The organism is Pseudomonas sp. TKO26, assembly GCF_003225665.1.
Classification (GTDB): Bacteria; Pseudomonadota; Gammaproteobacteria; order Pseudomonadales; family Pseudomonadaceae; genus Aquipseudomonas; species Aquipseudomonas saponiphila.
On the sequence record NZ_QKLN01000010.1, the window covers coordinates 128,539 to 149,801 of the forward strand.

Sequence of the window (21,263 nt, forward strand, 5' to 3'; positions counted from 1 at the left end):
GCAACCACTCTCACTGACCACAGATTGCAATCGCCATGGCCATTCCCTTCGCCCCCGCTCAACTCGCCGCCGCCGCCCGTCAATACGGCACTCCGCTGTGGTGCTACGACGCCGCCACCATCCAGGCGCGCATCGCCCAACTGCAGGCCTTCGACGTGGTGCGCTACGCCCAGAAAGCCTCATCCAACCTGCACCTGCTGCGCCTGATCGGCGAAGCCGGAGTGCGGGTCGACGCGGTGTCCCTGGGGGAAATCGAGCGCGCCCTGCTGGCCGGCTTCAGCCCGGTGGATGCCGGCATCGTCTTCACCTGCGACCTGTTCGACGAAGCCACCCTCAAGCGCGTGGTGGAGCTGCAGGTGGAGGTCAACGCCGGCTCCATCGACATGCTGCGCCAGCTCGGGGAGCAGTCCCCGGGACACCGGGTGTGGCTGCGGATCAACCCGGGCTTCGGCCACGGCCACAGCCGCAAGACCAACACCGGCGGCGAGAACAGCAAGCACGGCATCTGGCACGACCAGGTCGGCGAAGCCCTGGCGGTGATCCGCCAATACCGCCTGCACCTGGTGGGCCTGCACATGCACATCGGTTCCGGGGTCGACTACGACCACCTGGAGCAAGTGGGCGCGGCCATGGTGGCGGCGGTGAAATCCCTGGACCACGACATCGAGGCCTTCTCCATCGGCGGCGGCCTATCCACCCCTTACCGCGACGGCGACACCCCGGTGGACGTGCAGCGCTACGCCAATGCCTGGAAGGTCGCGCGCCAGGAGATCGAGGCCTACCTGGGCCACGGCGTGCGCATGGAGATCGAACCCGGGCGCTTCCTGGTGGCCGAGGCCGGTTGCCTGGTCAGCGAAGTGCGGGTGGTGAAGAGCGCCGGCCAGCACCACTTCGTGCTGGTGGACACCGGTTTCAACGACCTGATGCGCCCGGCCATGTACGGCGCCTACCACGGCATGAGCCTGCTGGATGCCGCCGGCCAGGCGGTGGACCGCCCGCAGCAGTTGACCGTGGTCGGCGGCCCACTGTGTGAGTCCGGTGACATCTTCACCCAGGACGACGAATGCCTGACCCCGCGCCTGCTGCCCCAGGCCCGGGTCGGCGACCTGCTGGTGCTGCACGACACCGGCGCCTACGGCGCCAGCATGTCCTCCAACTACAACAGCAGGCCGCTGCTGCCGGAAGTGCTGTTCGCCAACGGCCAGCCGAAACTGATCCGCCGGCGCCAGCCCCTGGCGGATCTGCTGGCACTGGAACTGGGGCTGTAACGCCCCGTTACCAGGGCTCCAGCCGCAGCCGTTGCGGCTGGTTGTCCACGCTGTCGTCCTGCTTGCGGGTCACCAGTGGCTCACCGTCGGCACCGTAGAACTGCACCACCAGTTGAGCGTCATCGGGCTTCAGGTCCAGGCGGGCAAAGTTGTCCGCCTGGGTGAAGGCCCAGGTCTGGTAGTCCATGGTCTGCGTACCGTCGAAGAGCGCAAAGCTGTCCGGCGTTTGCGGCGCCGTCGAGTCGTGCACGTACCCGGCCGGATCGCCGTCGGCAAAGGGAAAGGGCCAGTAGAACGCCGACGAGGTGACCGCGTAGCACTTGAGCCCCTGCCCCGCGGCGCTGAACTGCAAGCGGGAAATGTTCGAGCAGTGAATGTCCCCGGACAGGAACACCACGTTCTGCACCTGGTGCTCGACCAGGGTTTCCAGCACGGCGCGGCGCGTGGTGGGGAAAGCCGACCAGGAGTCGCTGTCGTTCTTGTGGCGTACCGCGTCAGAGTCGCTGCCCACGGTGTCCACGCCATTGGGCACGAAGACGCTGGAGGTGACCACGAACTTGGGCACATTGCCCCGATCCTCCTGCATGTGCTGCAGCCAGGCACACAGCCGGTCGAGCTGACCCGGCTCGCTGCGGTGCAGTGAGGGGCGGCCCAGCAGGTGGTTGTCGTCCAGGGCGTCCGGCACATCGTCGAGAAAGCGCTGGGTACGGGTGTCGAGGACGAAGAACGGGTAGTGGCCACAGGAAAAGTCATAGAACAGCTGGTTGGTCTGCAACTGCTGCAGGTACTGATCGTCACCGGTCATGGTCCGGCCATGCACATAGCTGTCGGCAAAGCGTGGCCCATGGCTCCACTGGTAGCTCATGTAGGCGCCCATGGCGAGGTTGAACAGCAGGCGCTTGTCACGGTCCTTGCGGATTCGGTCCTGGGTCCAGTTGTCCTCGATCTCGTGGTCATCAAGGATCATGTACGTGGGCATGTGGGCCAGCAGTTGGCGGATGTTCGGTGAGCCGAAGGCGCTGTGGTAGCGCTCCTCGAACTCCTCGAAGGTGTCCGCCAGCCCCACCGGCACCAGGCGGTTGAACAGGTCGGCGTAGATCTGGTCGCCGACCATCAGCACCATCTGCGCGTCGGCGTGTTTGCTGAGCATCGGCCCGAAGATCGTGTCGGAGTTCTTGCGTTTCCACAGCAGCCCCGGGTAGCGGCACGAGCCCAGCAGGAAGCTCAGGTCTGATGCCTCACCCGGCACCGCGCTGGCCCGGGTGGTGAATTCGGCCTCGACGTACATCTTGTCGGCGCCACTGCGGTTCAGGTCATTGGCCCAGGCCCCGGGCTCGGGCAGGCGCTGCACCACCGACTCGCTGGACACCTCGTCATCGTTGTTGCCCGCGTCATCGACGTTGAGCGAGGCCATGCGCACCCGGTAGCGGGTGCCCGGCGTCAGCGCAAAGGGCTTGAGCTGCTTGCGCGCGGCCTCGCTGCCCCACAGGCTGGTATCCACCCCGAGATTGAAGGTGCCGGTCCGGTGGTACTCACGTCGCAAGCGAAAGTAGAAGATGTTTTCCGCGGCGACCCGGCCGTTACTGCTGACCACGCCAATGACGCCGATGGTGCGGATATCCTCCGCCACGCCCTTCTCGTCTAGGGCGTCGGAAGCGGCGATCCATAAACGGCAGGAAGTGTCGGTGGTGTGCCCGACGATCGGGCCTAAGGAAGGCGTGCGAAGGGTGCTCACGATGACCTGCTCCTTGGTGGGGTGTGCAGGCAAAGCCTAGCTCGGCCGCGGCCACCGACAAGCCTCGCCGAGCCACCCTGACAGCCGGTCGGCGCAGGCGGCGCATCGAACCTCAGCAGACTCATGCAGGTAACGCCATGTCAGCGATCACCCTGTGCTAGATTCCGCCCCCTCGGGCTTCGCGCTGATGGCCATGACTCCCGACCGCCAGCACGGTTGATCCCCTGTCGCCTTACCGAGATCCTGCATGCCTTCCCGCACCTTGCGTCTGCTCTCCGCAAATCATCTGCCCGCTGCCGCCGCACTGTTCTGGGGGCTGTCCCTGGCAATCGTCCGGGCCTGGCAACCGATGGATTATTTCTGGGAAAACTTCGCCGCCTATTGGCTACCCCAGGGGCTGATACTCGGACTGCTGCTGGCCACCCGTCCTGCCCCGGCGCTGTTCACCGGCGTGGCCCTGGCCCTGGCGGCGCACCTGCAGTTGTTCTGCCTGTGGATCAACTCATCGGTCGACACCATGGGCTGGCTGTTCTACCTGTTCGATTTTCCGGGTGCGCTGATCGGCGCCGCCATCGCGGTCCTTCTCGCGCCGCACAAGGCCGCGGGCAAACCGCTGGTGCGCGGGCTGCTGGGCTTTGGCTGGGTGGCCTTTGGGCTGTGGCTGAACTTTCAGCTGGTGCGGCTCAGCCTGGGCTGAATCGGGCCGACACCGGCGGCCCGGGGAAGCAGCTGACACCCACCCGGACCGCCGGCGACCCGGGTGGGTGAGCCTTCAGCTGTGGCCTTGGCTCAGGTGCGACAAGCGCCCGGACAGGGCCTGCATGGCCTCGCTGACCTTGTCCAGGGCCTGGGCGTCCCGGGCGTTGTCCTCGCTGATGCCGTGGATGCGCACCGCCAGTTCGTTGATCTCCTGGGTCACATGGCTCTGCTGCTGCGCGGCCACGGCAATCTGCTGCGCACGCTGGGAGATATCGTCGAAGCTGGTGACAGTGCTCGACAGCGCATCCGAGGCACCGGACGCCTCGCCCACCGCTTCACGGGTACGCGATTCACCGGCCTGGATCGCCTGCACCGCCTGGCGCGAGGCCTGCTGCAGGTCGCTGATCATGCCGCTGATCTCGTTGGCCGAGGTCTGGGTGCGGCCGGCCAGGGTCCGCACTTCATCCGCCACCACGGCAAAGCCGCGGCCCTGCTCGCCGGCCCGGGCCGCCTCGATGGCGGCGTTGAGGGCCAGCAGGTTGGTCTGCTCGGAGATGGCCTTGATCACATCCAGCACCGCGCCGACCTGCTGGCTGTCCTGCTCCAGACGCTGGATCACCGCCGCCGCCTCGGCCATTTCCGTGGACAGTTGCTGGATCGACTGACTGTTGGCCGCCACCCGCTGCTGACCGTCCTGCACCACCACCAGGGACTGGCGTGCGGTGTCGGCGCAGTTGTTGGTGTTCTGCGCCACTTCAAGAGCACTGGAGGACATCTGGGTAATGGCCGTGGCCAACTGGGTGTTTTCCTGGCGTTGCTGCTCGGCGCGCTGGGCCAGGGTGCTGCTGAGTTCACCCAGGCGCGCGGCTTCGTTCTGCAGTTGCTGGGCTTCGCTGGCGATCTTCTGCAGCATCTGCCGCAGTTGCCCGGCATAGCGGTTCACCGCGCCACGCAAGGCACCAATCTCATCAGCCCGGGCCACATGCAACTCGGCATTGTCAGTGGCCTGGCCACGGCCCAGCGCATCGATCTGCTGGGTGGTTTCGTCCAGTTGGGCAATCAGCTTGTGCCCGGCCAGCCAGGCAAAGAACAACAGCAGCGCCAGCAACGGCAACAGGAACAGCAGGATCTCGGTGGTCATGGCCCGGGCCAGGCCGGTGACCTTCTGCTCCGGGGTCACCAGGCCGATGGTCCAGCCACTGCCGGGCATGCTGAACAGGCTGACCCGCGCCGCTTCCTGCAAGCGGCCATCCTCCTCCAGATCCAGGCTACGCACCTGCCCGGCGGGTGCCGCCTTGGCCAGGGCTGCGGCGACCGGGAGCAGCCAGGGCTGCTGTTTGCTCAGGGCCTCGAAGCTGAGCATCTGCCCATCGGCGCTGGCCTGGGCCTCGGGGAAATACAGCACATTGCCAGCCTGATCCAGGGCAAAGGCATAACCGCCGGTGACCGCGCCCTGCTCCTTGAGAAAACGCGCCAGGTCATCCAGGCGCAGGTCGATGGTGGCGACCCCGGCGAAGGCGCCATTCTGGCGATACGGCACGCTGCAGGTAGTCATCGGCACCCGGGTCACCGGGTCCTGGTAGGCCTCGGACCACAGGCAACGCCCCGGCGCACTGTTGCGCGCGCCGGTGTACCAGGCTTCGTGGTGATAACCGGCGCTGCCGGCAGCGTTGTAGTCATCGGAGAACGCCAGGGGCCCGGCGTCGCTGCGGGCCCAGAAGAAACTGCGGCGCTCGACCCCGGCAGTGAAGGCATTGGGTTCAGGCCAGATGCCGCCCCCGGCGATCGCCTTGTCGCCTTCGTGGTCGATCAGCTTGGGCAAGGTGGCCATCACCAGCGCCTGCTCCTTGGGCAGCCCTTCCAGCAAATGGGCCATGCTGGCGGTCACGCCCTCGATCCCCGCCAACTGCAAGGCCAGTTGGCGGACGATGGCGCTGCCGGTCTGTTCGATCAATGCCGAGCTCGCCTCCACCACTTTGGGCTGCCCCCGTAACGTCATCACGGCAAATACCGCCAACGCTGTGAACAGCAGCAGCAAAATACTGCCGAGGGTCAAACGATGAGACAGACGAACCGGTAGCAAGGCCATGACGAACTCCATATCAATAGGCATTCAGAGCTTATCGACCAGGAGCAGGGATCACTTGAGCAAAGAGTGACGCAGATCACACAACCCGCCGCTGACTCAGCGACGGCGTTCGACCTTTCAGTCCTGCTTGCCGCTCATGTAGCGCGGGAAATTCTCGATGTAATCGGCGAGGTTCTCTTCGAGCATCAGGCGGAACTCCTCCAGGAAATAGTCCACTGCCTGTTGCTTGGCCGCTTCCAGTTCCTCGGCACTACGGCAGCCACAGGCGCTGACCCAGGCACTGAAGCGCGCGTTGGCATACATCAGCGAGGCGCTGGCCTTGCCCCGGCTGCTGTCGGCGATGTGGGAGTTGGTCAACTCGATGATGGCATCGGCGCGGTTGAAGAAATCCTGATCCGGTTCGTTGGCCACGGGGCGTTCCTCTGGCTGGTAGGGAAAATAAAGCGCCGGAGTATAAGAGTTTTGCGCCCGCATACCGATCACTTTCATCCTCGCCCATTGCCCCGTGGGAGCCGGCTAGCCGGCGACACGGTCCTCAAGCCTTGCACCGGCCTTGCTGTCGTCCTCTCTGGCAAGCCCGCTCCTGCGCCAAGAGCGGCCGGGGAGCCGACACCCCAGGCTAAGGTGCCGGCAGGGCCCGCAGGTGTGCGGCGAGCAGGGTTTCGCTCCTGCCCTGGGACAGCGCCACGCTGTTGTTCGCCGCTTGCAGTGCCTGGCGCAGGCAGTGTTCGCCGCGCTGCCGGTCACCCTCAAGGAAGGCTTGCAAGGCCAGGCACCGTGGCCGCAGCCAGGGCGTGTACCAGTCGATATCGGCACTCGCCGGCAGGTCCTTCAGGACGCGGGCATCGCGCTGCACGAAAGCCCGATTGAACAGCAACTCGCCGCGCAGCAACTGCACCAGGCCGCTCATGCCCGTCAATTCCCCGGCCCGGGCCGCCAGCAACTGATCCAGCTCCTGCTCCATCTGCAGCACCTCGGACCAGTCGCCCCGATCCTGCCTCGCATTGAGCCGATAACCGAAGGCAACCAAGGCTTCTGCCACCGAGCCCCGAGCCAGGCGCTCCAGGTCTGGCGCCGGCAACTGGGCGCTGGGAACGCCGGCAACGGTCAGGGCCAGCAGGCGCGCCTGGGCCAATTCCGGACGCTGGTCGTCGCGATGCAGATACCAGCCCAGCAGGAGCATGCCATCGCTGGGCAGTACCCCATGCACTGGCAGCAGGTTACCCACGCCCAGCACCAGATTGACGATGGCAAAGGCCAGGGCAATGGCACCGGGAATCCCTTGCCAGAGCAACCCGAGGCCAATCGCCGCGCATCCCACCAGCAGGTTCAGCAGCGGCCCACCCAGAGCCATCACCATCCACTGGCCACGCAAGGGCCGTTGCGCATTGCTCGCCACCATCACATAGCCTCCCAGGCGGCTGCGCTTGAGCTGCGGCGACCAGCGCAGGCGCCAGCCACGGCGCAGCGCCTGCAGTTCCACGGCGGCGATCCGCACCTGCAGCACCGGCATCCCGCAACAGCGGGCTCCCAGGTAATGCCCGCCCTCATGCACCAGCACGCCGACGATCACCAGCAGCGAAGCCAGAAACATCGCCAGAAAGGGCTGCCACTCGGATTTGATGGTGAGCCCCAGCATCAGAGCGGCAAGAAACCAGCCACTGAGCAACACCAGCTGTTGCACCAACGTCAGCAGTTTGTTCAAGGCCTTGAGCCAGGCATGGCGATCCATTGCGTACTTCCCTGAAAGTAAAACCAAACATTGTGCAAATCGCAGCAGCCCGCTCGCCGGCGAACAGGCCCCAGCGCTCAGTGATGAGCGCAACGCGCCATCCACATCAAGCCCGCGCGTGACACTCCACTCGCAGCCGTTGCTCATTCAGCAAGCGCGACTCGATCCGCACCGGCAGGAAGGCTTCGATCACCCGGATATTGCTCTCCAGGTGCTCGGTCATGCACGGCGTGGTGAAGCTGCCGCCACCGGCCAGGGCCATGGGCAGCAGCAGTTGATCGGCCAGGTGCTCAGCCACCGCCGCACCGGAATCCAGCCAGTCGCGGGCCTGATCGATGGCAAGGTCGGCGACCGTTTCCGCCCGCAGGCTGTTCTGGCCGAAGCCGCAGAACAGCTCGGTCAGGTGCTCGCAGGCGAACTCCAGCAACAGCACATTGCCCGGACCGTATTGTTCATCCAGCTGCACCGGGGTGAGGTGCTCCCGAGGCAGTTCCAGGCGATTGTGCACTCGACGCAACTCGCGCTCCGCCACATGCTCGGGCAGGCCCGCGCTCAGGGCCCAGGCCCGACTTCCCTGCAGTGCACCACGCTCCTCAAGGTGCAGGGGCTGCAACACCGAAGGCTGGACAAAGGCCTCCAGCTCGCCGCCACCGGCCGGGACAAACCCGTGGCGCAGCAGTTGCAGCTCCACCTGCCCACCCATGCGCTGCAGCAACGGCAGCCAGGCCTGCTGGAGGAAATCCACCGGCGGCGCCAGGGGGTTGTGGGTGCCGCCACTGATGCTCACGCGGCTGGGCTGCGGAGCCCGGAGCAACGCCGGCAGCAGGGTCTGCAGCACCAGGGTGCAGCTGCCGGCGGTGCCAATGGCGAAGCGGTAGTCGCCGCCACGGATCGGCCCCGGCTCGAAGGTCAGGGCCTGGGAGCCGAGCTCGACTCCGGAGGTCTTGGCGCCACACACCTGGGCCGCCGCCTGCACCGCGGTCAGGTGCTGGCGCAGCAGCCCCGGGCGGCTGCGCCGGGCACGAATATTATGGATACGCAGGGTCTTGCCGCTGAGCATCGACAGGCTCAAGGCGCTGCGCAGTACCTGGCCGCCGCCGATGGCGCCGTCCAGTTCGATTACATCCTGTTTCATCACATTCCTCAGGCGTAGTGCCGGACCGTTTCCCGCAGGTAGGCGTCCAGCAACGCGTTGTCTTCATGGGTGCGCGCCAGCTTGGGCACGGGGCGCTCCAGCTCGGCGGCGATAAAAGCATGCAGTGCCGGGCGTCGCGGCCCGTAGGCGGACTCGTCGGCGCTGCGTTTCAAGGCCAGCAACTGCGCCACTTCGTCCAGCAGCGGTTGCTGGTCGACGGTGGTCAGCAGGTCGGCAAAGGTCATCGGCGGTCGGCCACGGCCCTGGTCGATCCAGCGCACCGCGAGCAAGGGCCGCAGCACGTAGAAGTACTTCTTGAAGCGCACGCTGTCGCCTTGCAGGTAGCCGCGAAAGTTCTTTTTGGCCATCGACAGATAATGGTTGCGCGCCGCCGGCGGGCTGTAGAACGCCTCTGCCAGCTCGCGCAGGCCCGCGGCGGCGGCCGGTTCACTGCGATACACCAGGGGCGAGTCCAGCCATTCCAGCAGGGTCGGGTTGGACTTGCGCAACAGCCCGAGGGTCTTGCGCAGTTCCCAGCCGCTGATGTCCAGCTCGTCGTCCAGGGGCCGCTCGATCACGTCGCGCCCGGCATCCACCTGGATGAACCACTCGGGCTTTTCCACGTAGACGAAACGCACGTCGTAGTCACTGTCGGTGGAGGCAAAGCCCCAGGCCCGACTGCCCGACTCGCAGGCATACAGCACCTTGACGTTGCGTTCGCGCTCGATGCGCGCCAATTCTTCCAATACCCGTTCACGCATAGCGCTGCTCAGGGGATGGCGTTCGAGGTGTTCCATGATCCTGTTCCTTGTTCAATCCGTACTGCTGGCAGCCAGCACACTCAGGGTCCGGCGCACGGGGTTCCACACCGTCAGGCACCAGACGCCCCACCACTCCAGGCCTTCGTCGAAATACTCACTCCAGGGCAGTAGGTGCGGCCCCATGGCCGGGGCCTGATAATCCACCTCCAGGTTGCCCACCCAGTTGATCACGTGGGGCTGCTGCTCGGGATCGAGCCCCAGCAGGTCCAGCCATTGGCCGTACGCCTGCCGGGCCTGCTCGGCCCCGCCAGGGAAACGCAGCCCATACGGCGGCTGGCAAAACGCCCGGTACAAGGCCAGGGGCTCCTCCTGCTCCAGGTCTTCGCGGACCATCTGCCGGACCTGCAACGGGCTGAGCGGCTCGGGCACCGCCCGCTCCTGCTCCCAGCGCATAGGCGTTACGCCAACGTCGGCGTAACGCGGGTCCTGGCGCAGTTTTTCCAGGCCCTCGCGGCGTTCGGCCATCAGGTATTGGTAGAGGTGCTGCAAGCCCTGGCGATGCACGGCTTGATCCACTGCCACACCCGGTTCCACCGTCAGCCGCACAAAATCGAACACGCAAAACGCCGCTTGCAACTGTTGGCGCAGCGCCCGGCTGCGCTCATCTTCAAAGGGGCTCAGCATGTCGGTTCTCCTTTCTTCACAACAGCCGTTTGACCGAACCGGCGGGCAGTTCCCCTGCCGCTTCCATGGCCTGCAAGCGCTGCACCATGGCTTCACGCAGGGGCTTGGGAGTGACCGGGTCGAACATCCCGTAGCGGCCATCGCACCAGCGCGCCAGGGTTTCGCGCCAATAGCCGGCCTCGCTGCCGCCCTGCCCCAGGCGCCACAGCAGGTACTCCAGCTGGCGCCAGCCCGGCTTGAGGGCCAGCAGGGCCCAGCGCCGCGCCTTGGGCAGGTCATGCCAGTGCTGATCCAGACGCTGCTCCAGGGCCTCGTCGAAGACTGCCCAGGGTTGCTCGTGCAACAGGCCCAGGGCGCAGTTGAAGACCTTGTCCGAGGGGTCGTCCAGGGCCGCCAGTTGCTCGGCCATGCCACGTTCACCCAGGGTCTGCAGGGCCAGCAGGCGCACACTCGGCGCCGGCGAGGCCAGGGCCTGCCGCACCATGGCGTCGGCCATGGGTTCCTGCAGCTCCTTGACCAGCCCCAGCAGGCCCAGCCAACTGCGCTTGTTGCGTGGTACCGGCTGTTGCAGCCGTTGCCGCAATACCTCACGCGGGTCCAGCCCGTGACGGGGCGCGGCCCAGTGGGCCAGGCAACGCAAGGCCCCCGAAGGGTCCAGCAGGGCCTGACTCAGATACTCGCGAGGATCGTCCAGCAATGGCAGCAACAAGCGCAGAGCCTTGACCCGCACACTGGCGCCGCAACTGTGCATCACCTCCTCCAGCAAAGGCACGGCCTGCTCGGCCGGCAATTCGGCACAGGCATCCACCGCCATCTGCCGCACGCTGACCTCCCGGTGGCGCAGCGCCCGAGCCAGCAACACCGCCCGCTCCGGCGCCTCTTCGAGCAACAGCTCGAAGACAAAGCGCGCGGCCTTGCCCCGGCAACCGGCAAAAGCCTCTTCAACTTCTTCGCGTACCTGGGCCAACTGCAGCACCGAACGCGCCCGCTGCAGGGTCGCGCCGTGGTCGGCGCGCTGCTTGCCGACCAGGGCCAGCAGCGGCGTCAGGCTCTGCAACAGCAGCCCGGCGCGCTCTGGCGCCAGATAGCCCTCCAGCGCCGCGGCGGCCTCCTGGCGCACCTGGGGCACCCAGTCGTTGAGCCGCTCCAGGAACACCGCCAGGGCCTCGGCCGAAGGCTGCGCGGCCAGGTGGCGCACCGCCGCCTGACGCACGAAACCGTTGCCGAAGCGGCTCAGTTCCAGCCAGGCACTGTGCCGGTCCAATTCCTCCAGCACCTCCCGCACGCGGCGGGCTTCGTAGTCGCTCAACTGGTAATGCCAGCCGGGCGGGGCCGCTATCAAGGCGTCCATGTCGTCCATTGTTCTACCCCTTTACGCACACCACCTGACGCAGGGTGTGCAGCACTTCCACCAGCTCGCGCTGGGCGTGCATCACTTGGTCGATGTCCTTGTAGGCCATCGGGATTTCGTCGATCACCGCTTCATCCTTGCGGCACTCCACATGGGCGGTCGCGCGGATCTGGTCGGCCAGGGTGAAGGTGTTCTTGGCCTTGGTGCGGCTCATGGTACGCCCGGCACCGTGGCTGCAGGAGCAGAACGCCTCCTCGTTACCCAGCCCGCGAACGATGAAGCTCTTGGCCCCCATCGACCCCGGGATGATCCCCAGCTCGCCCTTCTTCGCCGACACCGCGCCCTTGCGGGTCACCAGCACCTCTTCACCGAAGTGGCGCTCCTTCTGCACGTAGTTGTGGTGGCAGTTGACTGCCTCCAGCGCCACTTCGAAGGGCTTGCGGATCACCTGGCGCGTGGCCTGGATCACCAGTTGCATCATCAGTTCGCGGTTCTGCCGGGCAAAATCCTGGGCCCAGGCCACGGCTTCCACGTAATCGTCGAAGTGCTGGCTGCCTTCCTCGAAGTAGGCCAGGTCGCGGTCCGGCAGGTTGGCGATATGTTGGCGCATATCGGCCTGGGCCAGGTGAATGAACAGGTTGCCGATGGCGTTACCGACTCCGCGGGAACCGCTGTGCAGCATGAACCAGACCCGGTTGGCCTCATCCAGGCAGACCTCGATGAAGTGGTTACCGCCACCGAGGGTTCCCAGGTGCTTGCGGTTGTTGCTGTTGGCCAGGGCCGGGTACTTATCGGTGATCGCCTTGAAGCGCGGATGCAACGCCGCCCACGCCTGGTCGGCCTGATTCGGTACGTCACCCCAGGCACCCTTATCGCGACCGCTACGGGGCGAGGTACGACCATGAGGCACTGCCGCTTCGATGGCGCTGCGCAATCCGGCCAGGTTATCAGGCAGGTCGGCGGCGGTCAGCGAGGTACGGGCGGCGATCATTCCGCAACCGATATCCACCCCGACCGCGGCCGGAATGATCGCGCCCACCGTGGGGATCACGCTACCGATGGTCGATCCCTTACCCAGGTGCACGTCGGGCATCACCGCCAGGTGCTTGAAGATGAACGGCATCTTCGCGGTGTTCATCAATTGCTGGCGGGCTTCGTTTTCCACCGGCACGCCCTGGGTCCACATCTTGATCGGCTTGCCGTTGGCGACTTCCAGCAGTTGGTAGGTTTTTTGTTCCATGTCGTTGACTCTTTTTCCTGTGGCCGCTGATTCGGCCTTGTTCAATAGGGTGTGCAGGAGCCGGGGCGCAGAAGACGATCTCAGGGGCCTCTTCGCTGGCAAGCCAGCTCCTACGGAGTTGCGGTGTTCGGTGCAGGCCGGGCCTGCGGGCAGCGACAAGGGAACAGGCACATTTGCTCTACCGACTGAGCTACAGCCTTGCGGCTGGCGGGGCTCGAACCCGCGACACCATGTAGTACCCGTGGCATTCGCTGCCATCCCGCCGAGGCGGGGAAAAAGATGCGACGACAAGAGTCGATGGAACAATGCGTTCGTGTTCTGTCCATTGAACCACGGCGCCGTTTTCCAGCACCGGCGGGAATCGAACCCGCATCTCGAACCTGGGATGTAGTTCCACCAGCATTCGTCGCAAAAACTGCAAAAAAGGTGGCACGACAAAAGTAGTGACTGATGGCCGGATTCGAACCGGCTTAACCAGGATGTACAGCCACTGGCATTCGTGCCGTCACCGGCCCTGACAAGAGTTGCTGAGACGCCTTTGGATGTAGTCACAGCGGCATTCAGGGCCAATGAGCAAAAAATCTTCGCTGTGCGCCGGCTGGCCGGCGCACGGTGTACCTCCATGTTCTGTCGATCAGGGCGCCATGGCCTCGATCGCCTTGACCCAGTGCTGCGCACCGTAGTTGCCCGCAGTGAACTGCTCGATCACATCGAACACCGCGTCACTGAAGCCGCCGACGTTGAGGATGTCCTCGCGGTCTGGCGCCTGGGTCGTGGCCCCCGGCTGCATGTCGATGCACACCAGCTTCGCCTGCGGGTTGATGGCCCGGATCCGCTCCCACTGGCGCATGGTTTCCGTGGCCCCGTGACGCCGCGCATCGATCCACGACTCGTTGTCCGAGACCAGGATCAGGGTGTCCACGCGGCTCTTGGCGTTGGCCAGTTGCGCCAGGGGCGCCGAGCAGTTGGTCCCGCCTCCGCCGATGTTGGCCAGCTTCTGCGCATTGCTCATCACGCTGTCCCGCGGGTTCAGGTGAATGTTCACCACACCCCGCTCGAACGGCATGACCCGCGCCGCCGGCTGCTTGCGCAACACCGCCGCTGCCACCAGTGCCGCCACATCGATGCAGCGCACCGCGGTGGTGGCGCCCTGGCGGTAGCCGGTGACCGGGCTGTGCATCGAACCCGAGACATCCGGGCAGACCACCACGTTGCCCGCCAGCGCCGGCACGTTGGCCAGGGACAGTTCCAGAGCATCCTGCAGCGCCTCGCGGACCGCTTGCGGCACCTCCTCGCCGGCCATACGGTAGGCCGCCAGCAACTGGTACGGATAGACCCGGGCCTTGGCCACCTCCCCCGCATCCGCCAACCGCGCCGCCACGTACTCGGTGCAACCCGGCACCTGGAACGCGCCGTGGCGCGCCAGGGTGTTGAGGTTCATGCGCAGCCCCTGCCAGCCCATGTTGCGGGCCTGTGCCGCCCATTGTTCGGCGCTCAGTGTTTCGTTGCCGAGCAACTGGAACGGCACCTGCGGCACTTCCTGTGTCGCCCCGCTGCGAAACGCCAGCAGGTCGCGGGTCAGCCCGGGCAGCGCCTGCACATCCACCGGCTTGCCGATCACCCAGGCAAAGAAGGCTTCGCGCCAGGCCTCGCTGGGCTTGGGGTGAACCATCTTCACCACGTCCGCCAGGGACGGCTGGCTGCCGATCGAAGCCTGCAACAGCTGACGCTCGCTGGCCGTGTTCAACCAGTTCTGCACCAGGCGCTTGGGCTGCGACCCCAGGGATTTGCGCCCGGTCACGCCGCTGCGCAGGATCTGCACGAAGTTGCGCAGCATCTTGCCGTTGTCCACCACCTGGGCGAACAGCTCCGGTACCAGGACCGAGCGTTGCGCGGTCAGCGCCGCCAGCAGCAGCGCCGGCATGTCCTTCATATGGCCTTGCTGGCGAGCGTAACGGGCAGCCTGGGCGACGAAGCGGCTGTCCAGCTCGCTCACCAGTTGCAGCACCGCCTCCAGCTGGCCTTCAGGCGAGGTGTAGAAGGTCGAGTTCAGGCAACCGGTGACCGCCAGCTGGGCCAGGCGATGCTTGGCGTTGTAGGCATAAGCCCCGGCCTTGGAAGCGTTCAGGGTGGTGCTCGCTGGCGCTTTTGCCTGTTGGGTGTTGAACAGCTGGAAGTTGGCCATCTTGGCGTCTCGCTCTGTTGTCTCGTTCGTTGCGAGATACATAGCAGCCGCTGTGCCAGGTTTTGATTTTTCAGCAAATTATTTTTTAACTTATTGATTTATAACGATTTTATTTTTATTAAATTTTACACCGGCCATTCAACAAGACAAACGCCGCGAAAATTTTATATCTTTGCCTATCGCCTTTTATCTTCAGGTATAAACATGTCGAGCAAACCCACGGTCGCCATCGGCTTTATCGGCTCCACCCTCGATCGCGTCGGCAAAGGCGCCAATCGCTGGAGCCATTGGCGGCCCACGGTCGGCCTGTGCCAGCAGCAGGATGTGCTGATCAACCGCCTGGAACTGATCCACGGCCTTGACGCCCGGGATGTCAGCCTGGCCGAGCGGGTGGCCAACGACGTGCGCCAGGTGTCGCCGGAAACCGAAGTGCGCCTGCACCCCATGGGCCTGAACAACCCTTGGGACTTCGAGGAGGTGTACGCCGCCCTGCACGACTTCACCAGCGCCTACCCGTTCGACACCGAGCGCGAGGACTACCTGGTGCACATCACCACCGGCACCCACGTGGCGCAGATCTGCTGGTTCCTGCTGACCGAGGCGCGCTACCTCCCTGCCCGGCTGATCCAGACCTCGCCGGCCCGGCGCCGCGACCCCGGCGAGCAGGCCACCGGCACCCACGCGCTGATCGACCTCGACCTGTCGCGCTACGACCGCATCGCCTCGCGCTTTGCCCACAAGCGTCTGGAAGGCCTGGCCTTCCTCAAGTCCGGGATCGCCACCCGCAACCCGGCGTTCAACCGCTCCATCGAGCAGATCGAGCGCGTGGCCGTGCGCTCCCGGGCACCGATGCTGCTGATCGGCCCCACCGGTGCCGGCAAGTCGTTCCTGGCCCGGCGCATCTATGAGCTCAAGCGCGGCCGGCACCAGGTGCAGGGGCGCTTTGTCGAGGTCAACTGCGCCACCCTGCGCGGCGACGGCGCCATGTCGGCGCTGTTCGGGCATATCAAGGGCGCCTTCACCGGCGCCCAGAATGCCCGCGACGGCCTGCTGCGGGCGGCGGACGGCGGCATGCTGTTTCTCGACGAGATCGGCGAACTGGGGCTGGATGAACAAGCGATGCTGCTCAAGGCCATCGAAGAGAAGCGCTTCTTCCCCATGGGCGCGGACCAGGAGGTGCAGAGCGACTTCCTGATCATCGCCGGCACCCACCGCGACCTGCGCGGCCGGGTGGCCCAGGGCCTGTTCCGCGAAGACCTGTATGCGCGAGTCAACCTCTGGACCTTCAACCTGCCGGGACTGGCGGGACGCCGCGAAGACATCGAGCCGAACATCGATTTCGAGCTGCAGCGCCATGCCCGGGAGCAAGGGCAACTGGTGCGGTTCAACCTGGAGGCGCGGCGCCGTTACCTGGCCTTCGCCAGCTCCAGCGAAGCGGCCTGGCTGGGCAACTTCCGCGAGCTGTCGGCGTCCATCACCCGCATGGCCACCCTGGCCGACAGCGGGCGCATCGACCAGATCCAGGTCGAAGAGGAAATCCAGCGCCTGCGCCATGCCTGGGGCCTGGAGAATGCCGAGGATGAGCTGCAGCAACTGTTGGGCGAGGACGTGGAGATGGACCTGTTCGACCGCCTGCAACTCAAGGCGGTGATTGCCGAATGCCGCCGCGCCGACAGCCTGTCGGATGCCGGGCGCCGGTTGTTTGGGGTGTCGCGCCTGGGCAAGGCCAACCCCAACGACGCCGACCGCCTGCGCAAGTACCTGGCGCGCTTCGGCCTGGACTGGAAGCAGATCAACCCCGGCGACTAATCCCGCGGCGCCGGCACTGCGAATACCCCGCTGGCCCGCGCCACTTCACGCTCGCCGACCCGCAGCAGCACCGTGGCAAAGGCCATCTGCCGGCCGCGCTGGGCATGCTCCAGGCGCACCTCGATCCACTCCCCGACCTGCACCGCCCCCAGGTAGTCGAGGGTCATGCTGGCGGTGATCAGCGGCAACGGCGGCTCGCTGGAAAACGCCATGGCGTAGCCCATGCCAATGTCCGCCAGGGTGGCGATGATGCCGCCATGCACCGTGCCCCGGCCGTTGGCGTGGCGGGTGTCGGCACGCAGGCCGAGGCACAGTTCGCGGCCACTGCCGCGACCATAGACCGGGCCGATCAGCTCCAGCAGCGGGCTGCTGCGGGGCAAGGGACTGAAGCCCGGGGGAATGTCCGATTCGCTCATGAGGTTCTCCTTGAACCGCTGGGTAACGAGGGTTGCACAGGGCGACAGGTGTAGCCCTGATTGACCACGGTGCCTATGAGCATCAGCCAGGCAAATTGGTGAAAATAAGTTGCACCGCGATCGTGGTGATCCTGGGAACAGCGGTAAGATGCGCGCCTGCGCCCTAGCCGCAGTTTCAAGTATTCAAGGAGCCTCCATGCAGCATCAGGACGATCACCCTGCCATCCCCCGTCGACTGGCCTTTGCCCTCTTCGGCGCCCTGGCCCTCAGTGCCTGTTCCCCCAGTGATCACAACAACTCCGCGGTGGCCCTCGGCGGCGCCCAGGGCAAGGCTGGCGCCCTGCTGGCCTACGAACACGAACTGACCCTGTCCCTGCCCGCCGAACAGATCGGCGCGCACCTGGAACAAACCCGCGAATCCTGCGAAAAGGCCCAGTTTGGCGCCTGCAACATCCTGCTTCTGGAACAGAGCAAGTACCGCGCTCGGGTGGTGTTGCGAATCGTCCCGGACGGTGTCGAACCCATCGTCAAGCAGGCGTCCCAAGGGGCCGAACTGGGCGAGCGGGTCACCAGCGCCGAAGACCTGGCCGACGCCGTGGCCGATGTGCAACGCCAGCAACAGCGGCTCAAGGCCCAGCAACAGCGCCTGGATGAACTGGCGGCGCGCAAGGACATCGGCGTCAGCGACCTGATCGCCCTGAGCAAGGAGCAGGCCGGCATCGAGAACGACCTGCAGGCCCTGGCCCAGGCGGCTGCCGGACACCAGCGCCGCCTGGACACCAACCGCCTGACCCTGAACTTCCTGCCCAGTGACAGCACAGAACGCGGCTCAAGCCTCAAGCGCGCCCTGCGCAACCTGCCGGACAACCTGGCCGAGGGCACTGCCGCAGCCCTGGAGAAAGGCAGCCAGGCCCTGCCCTTTGTGATCCTGGCCTTCCCCCTGGCGCTGCTGTGGGTCTGGCTGTGGCGCAAGTTCGTCCGTCGCCGCCCCTGAACCCGCCGTAGGAGCCGGCTTGCCGGCGAACAGGACCGCGAATCCTGCAGCGCCCTGACGGACGCCTTCGCTGGCAAGCCAGCGCCTACGGCTGGGGTTGCAGCGCCAGTTGCAGGCGCTCCAGGCCAATGCCGAAGCCGGCCCCCTGGCGATAGGCACCCGCCCCCACCACTTGCTGCTGCGCGCCCAACTGCGGGCAACGCACCTCGAAGCCTTCGCCATTGAGGTAGTAGGTCAGGCCGCGCTTGACCCCCAGGTTGAGCTCATAGTCCAGGCCCAGTGAATCGAGAAAACCCACGCACAGCGCCCGCGCCTGCTCCAGGGCCTGTTGCGGATCGGGGCCGAGGATCTCCAGGCCCAACTGGGTGAACTCACGGTAGCGCCCGGCTTGCGGGCGCTCGTAGCGATAGCAGCGGGCAACATAGAAAACCGCCGCCTGTTCGCGCCCCGCCAGCAGCTCGCCGGCGGTTTCCTGGAACAGCGCGGTGGCTTCCGGGATCAGGCAGCAGGGCCGTCCGGCCTTGTCGTTGAAGGCCCACATCTGGCCGATGACTTCACTGCCGCCGGCCTTTTCGATAAAGGTGTCCTGGCCCCACAGCGCCGGGACAATGACTTCTTCAGCACCCGCTGCGATGAAGCCAGCTCCGGAAGCGTCCTTCCAGGGTGCGCAGGGCGGCGGCTTGTGTACCGGTGATCATTCGAGTGCCACGGAGCATGGTCATGGGTATTTCCTCTTGGTTTTTGACTGGCAATAAAAAAGGCGCCTTGTCGGGCGCCTTGGTTTTTTCATCGTTGGTCAGTGATCTCAGGGTCTGGATGACTGACCGCTCGACGCGCACACGCGACCACGGCCCCGAAGCTGAGGTCGATGGTGATGCAGGCGGGAGTCGAGGCTGGAAAAATTCATGGCGCATCCTGCCACGCGGCCCAAGTGCCTGGCAAGCCAGGCACTCACCGTAGGAGCCGGCTTGCCGGCGAACAGGGCCGCAAGCCTTGCATCGCCCTGGCGGACGCCTTCGCTGGCAAGCCAGTTCCTACGGCAGGCCCTTGGGTTACAGCGGCCGTTGCAGGCAGCGCTGGTAGCGCTCGTCCACCCGTTTGGCGAACCAGGCGGTGGTCAGCTGGCGGGTGATCTTCGGGCTCTTGAGTTCGATGCCCGGCAACTGCTGGCGTGGCACGGGCCGGCCGGCGCTGCGATCGGCCAGGGCAAACACCTGGCGGTACAGCTCGGTCTGCGGGAAGTCCTCACGGTCACCCTTTTCCAACTGCTCGCGGATCTGCGGGTTGCGCAGGCCCAGCTGTTTGCCCAGGGTGCGCACCGCCAACTCGGTAGTGCCGGGCAAGAGCGAGTCGTAGCGGATCAGGTCGCCATCCAGGGCCAATTTGATTCCGCTGAGGCGGCTGACCGCGGCCTGGAAGGCGGCGTTGCGGCTGGCGTACCAGCCGGCGTTGAAGTCGGCGAAGCGGTACAGCGGTTGCGGGTAGTCCACCGGGTAGCCCAGCAGGTGGGCGATGCCGAAGTACAGGCCGCCACGGCGGCTGAAGACTTCATGGCGAATCGTGCCCTGCACCGGGTAGGGATAACCCTGGGCATGCTGCTGGGCAAACTCGATGCTGACCTGCATCGGCCCGCCGGTGTGCACCGGGTTGAAACGGCCGAACAGGGTCTGGCCCAGGGGCACCATGCCGATGAAGTCATCGAAGATTGCGCTCAGCTCCTTCTCGGTTCGGGCCTTGGCCAGGCGCTGGCTGTAGGACTGGCCGTGCGCGTCGCGCACTTGCAGGGCGGCGCTGACCAGCAGCGCCGGCACATGCACCTTGGCCGCGCGACGGTCGATTTCCTCCCGGGCAATGCGCCCCAGGCCCGGCACTGTCGGGTCGTCCTGGAAGGTCGATTCCTGCTCGGTCACCGCCAGCACCGCGCACAGGTTGCTCTGGCTCGGCTCCAGCCCCTGGGCGCTGAAGGCCACCTGGATGTCCCGGGCCCAGCCCTGGCGGTCGCCGACCTGGGCCGGCAGCAGGCGCAGGATCCGCGCCTGGGTCTGCTCCGGGGTCAGCGTCGGCGCCTGGGGGCCACGCGGGCTGGCGCAACCGGCCAGCAACGACAGGCCCAGGAAACAGCTGAGAAGACGGTGGGAAATCATGGGACTCCGCAAGATGGCTGGACAAGGGCCGTATCAGTAAAGCAGCGGCATGGGGCGTTCGACCAAGGAATACCAACGCTGTTCCCGTCCCCCCCCATGAAGCTGCTGCCGCTGGCTGCGCAAGCTGTGGGCGGTACTCGTCGCAGGGATGCGACGCTCTCAAGGCCGATTGAGGTTCGGCGGGGATTGCCAGGCAAGGCCCTGCGACCCGACCTTTTGCAGCTTCCCAGGCTCAATTGCGGCTCCCGGCTAAAATCCTTCTATTGCCAGCGTGGCCAGGTGTATGTTGATGGCCCCGAGCCTCAACGCGTCGTCCCGGGCACACCTGGCCCGACACACGCCCTCAATGGAGTGACACCCGGATGTTGACCCTGGATTTTCTGCTCACCAGCCTGATCGTCGTGCTGATTCCCGGCAGCGGCGTGATCCTGACCATTTCCACCGCCCTGGTGGCCGGCAAGCGCGCCAGCCTGTTCACCGCCATCGGCTGCACCGCCGGGATCGTCCCGCACCTGCTGGCTTCGGCCCTGGGCCTGTCGGCGATCCTGCACACCAGCGCCCTGGCCTTTCAGGGGCTGAAGTTCGCCGGGGTCGCCTACCTGCTGTACCTGGCCTACGCCACCTGGCGCGACCGTTCGGCGTTCGCCGTAGACAGCCAGTCAGTGAGCCGCGGCGCCGGCGCGCTGATGCTCAAGGCCTGCCTGCTGAACATCCTCAATCCCAAGCTGACGATCTTCTTCCTGGCCTTCCTGCCCCAGTTCATCCGGCACGACGGCGCCGATCCGCTGCTGCAGATGGTCACCCTGAGCGGCGTGTTCATGGCCATGACCTTCCTGGTGTTCGTGCTCTATGGCCTGCTGGCCAACCTGTTCCGCACCGCGGTGATCGAGTCGCCCAAGGTGCAGAACTGGTTGCGCCGCAGCTTTGCCGCAAGCTTCGCCGGGCTCGGCCTGAACCTGGCCTTCGCCCAGCGCTGAGTCCGCGGCAGGCGCCGCCCGCAGCCAGATGCATGACGTTGATC

At 65.8% G+C, this 21,263-nt stretch carries 18 protein-coding genes and 1 pseudogene; 5 read left to right on the forward strand and 14 right to left on the reverse strand.

Annotation, left to right across the window (positions count from 1 at the left end; genetic code table 11):
* Positions 1–35: 35 nt before the first annotated feature.
* Positions 36–1,268 (forward strand): diaminopimelate decarboxylase, encoded by a 1,233-nt coding sequence (gene lysA, locus DNK59_RS16620; protein WP_110723911.1) that lies wholly within the window; start codon positions 36–38, stop codon positions 1,266–1,268.
* Between the two features lie 7 nt (positions 1,269–1,275).
* On the opposite strand, the gene DNK59_RS16625 is transcribed toward lysA, so the two are convergent.
* Complete coding sequence (locus DNK59_RS16625) at positions 1,276–3,003, reverse strand: alkaline phosphatase D family protein (protein WP_256596424.1); 1,728 nt, start codon at positions 3,001–3,003, stop codon at positions 1,276–1,278.
* Between the two features lie 247 nt (positions 3,004–3,250).
* Here DNK59_RS16625 and DNK59_RS16630 point away from each other — a divergent pair, with 247 nt between their 5' ends.
* On the forward strand, positions 3,251–3,700 hold the full coding sequence (locus DNK59_RS16630; protein ID WP_110723912.1) for a hypothetical protein: 450 nt from the start codon (positions 3,251–3,253) through the stop codon (positions 3,698–3,700).
* Between the two features lie 75 nt (positions 3,701–3,775).
* Here DNK59_RS16630 and DNK59_RS32530 read toward each other — a convergent pair whose 3' ends face one another.
* The 10 genes and pseudogenes from DNK59_RS32530 to DNK59_RS16675 all read right to left on the reverse strand — a co-directional run bounded on the left by DNK59_RS32530 (position 3,776) and on the right by DNK59_RS16675 (position 14,879).
* Positions 3,776–4,912 carry a methyl-accepting chemotaxis protein gene (locus DNK59_RS32530; protein ID WP_371920296.1) on the reverse strand — a complete coding sequence of 379 codons (1,137 nt, stop codon included), beginning with the start codon at positions 4,910–4,912 and terminating at the stop codon, positions 3,776–3,778.
* Positions 4,898–5,815: pseudogene (locus DNK59_RS32535) on the reverse strand (cache domain-containing protein); the annotation flags it as partial. The gene DNK59_RS32530 and the pseudogene DNK59_RS32535, both read right to left, overlap by 15 nt.
* Before the next feature lie 93 nt (positions 5,816–5,908).
* Positions 5,909–6,202: a DUF3144 domain-containing protein gene (locus DNK59_RS16640; RefSeq protein WP_092317305.1), complete on the reverse strand. Its 294-nt coding sequence runs from the start codon at positions 6,200–6,202 to the stop codon at positions 5,909–5,911.
* A 208-nt stretch (positions 6,203–6,410) separates the two neighbouring features.
* Entirely contained in the window at positions 6,411–7,523 is a 1,113-nt protein-coding gene (locus DNK59_RS16645) for a M50 family metallopeptidase (RefSeq protein ID WP_110723914.1), read from the reverse strand.
* A gap of 106 nt (positions 7,524–7,629) precedes the next feature.
* Complete coding sequence (gene rtcA / locus DNK59_RS16650) at positions 7,630–8,658, reverse strand: RNA 3'-terminal phosphate cyclase (protein ID WP_110723915.1); 1,029 nt, start codon at positions 8,656–8,658, stop codon at positions 7,630–7,632.
* 8 nt (positions 8,659–8,666) lie between these two features.
* A complete protein-coding gene (locus DNK59_RS16655) occupies positions 8,667–9,455 on the reverse strand; it encodes a nucleotidyltransferase domain-containing protein (RefSeq protein WP_110723916.1) in 789 nt (262 codons plus the stop codon).
* Positions 9,456–9,470: 15 nt separating this feature from the next.
* Positions 9,471–10,103 carry a hypothetical protein gene (locus DNK59_RS16660; RefSeq protein WP_110723917.1) on the reverse strand — a complete coding sequence of 211 codons (633 nt, stop codon included), beginning with the start codon at positions 10,101–10,103 and terminating at the stop codon, positions 9,471–9,473.
* A gap of 16 nt (positions 10,104–10,119) precedes the next feature.
* The gene (locus tag DNK59_RS16665; protein ID WP_110723918.1) at positions 10,120–11,463 is read right to left on the reverse strand and encodes a PBS lyase; all 1,344 of its coding nucleotides are present in this window, start codon (positions 11,461–11,463) and stop codon (positions 10,120–10,122) included.
* A 4-nt stretch (positions 11,464–11,467) separates the two neighbouring features.
* Positions 11,468–12,694, reverse strand: coding sequence for an RtcB family protein (locus DNK59_RS16670; protein ID WP_092315858.1), 1,227 nt, complete (start codon positions 12,692–12,694; stop codon positions 11,468–11,470).
* 634 nt (positions 12,695–13,328) lie between these two features.
* The gene (locus DNK59_RS16675) at positions 13,329–14,879 is read right to left on the reverse strand and encodes a TROVE domain-containing protein (protein WP_110723919.1); all 1,551 of its coding nucleotides are present in this window, start codon (positions 14,877–14,879) and stop codon (positions 13,329–13,331) included.
* Between the two features lie 204 nt (positions 14,880–15,083).
* On the opposite strand from DNK59_RS16675, the gene rtcR reads away from it, so the two are divergent.
* Positions 15,084–16,688, forward strand: coding sequence for an RNA repair transcriptional activator RtcR (rtcR, locus tag DNK59_RS16680; protein WP_110723920.1), 1,605 nt, complete (start codon positions 15,084–15,086; stop codon positions 16,686–16,688).
* On the opposite strand, the gene DNK59_RS16685 is transcribed toward rtcR, so the two are convergent.
* On the reverse strand, positions 16,685–17,104 hold the full coding sequence (locus tag DNK59_RS16685; protein WP_110723921.1) for a PaaI family thioesterase: 420 nt from the start codon (positions 17,102–17,104) through the stop codon (positions 16,685–16,687). The two genes, rtcR and DNK59_RS16685, sit on opposite strands and share 4 nt — an antisense overlap.
* A gap of 196 nt (positions 17,105–17,300) precedes the next feature.
* Between DNK59_RS16685 and DNK59_RS16690 the strand changes: the two genes are divergently transcribed.
* Positions 17,301–18,098: a DUF4349 domain-containing protein gene (locus DNK59_RS16690; protein ID WP_110723922.1), complete on the forward strand. Its 798-nt coding sequence runs from the start codon at positions 17,301–17,303 to the stop codon at positions 18,096–18,098.
* Between the two features lie 85 nt (positions 18,099–18,183).
* On the opposite strand, the gene DNK59_RS16700 is transcribed toward DNK59_RS16690, so the two are convergent.
* Complete coding sequence (locus tag DNK59_RS16700; RefSeq protein ID WP_110723923.1) at positions 18,184–18,732, reverse strand: ATP phosphoribosyltransferase regulatory subunit; 549 nt, start codon at positions 18,730–18,732, stop codon at positions 18,184–18,186.
* A gap of 418 nt (positions 18,733–19,150) precedes the next feature.
* A complete protein-coding gene (locus tag DNK59_RS16710; protein WP_110723925.1) occupies positions 19,151–20,242 on the reverse strand; it encodes a DUF1615 domain-containing protein in 1,092 nt (363 codons plus the stop codon).
* A gap of 362 nt (positions 20,243–20,604) precedes the next feature.
* Here DNK59_RS16710 and DNK59_RS16715 point away from each other — a divergent pair, with 362 nt between their 5' ends.
* Complete coding sequence (locus tag DNK59_RS16715; protein ID WP_092315872.1) at positions 20,605–21,219, forward strand: LysE family translocator; 615 nt, start codon at positions 20,605–20,607, stop codon at positions 21,217–21,219.
* Positions 21,220–21,263: the final 44 nt, after the last annotated feature.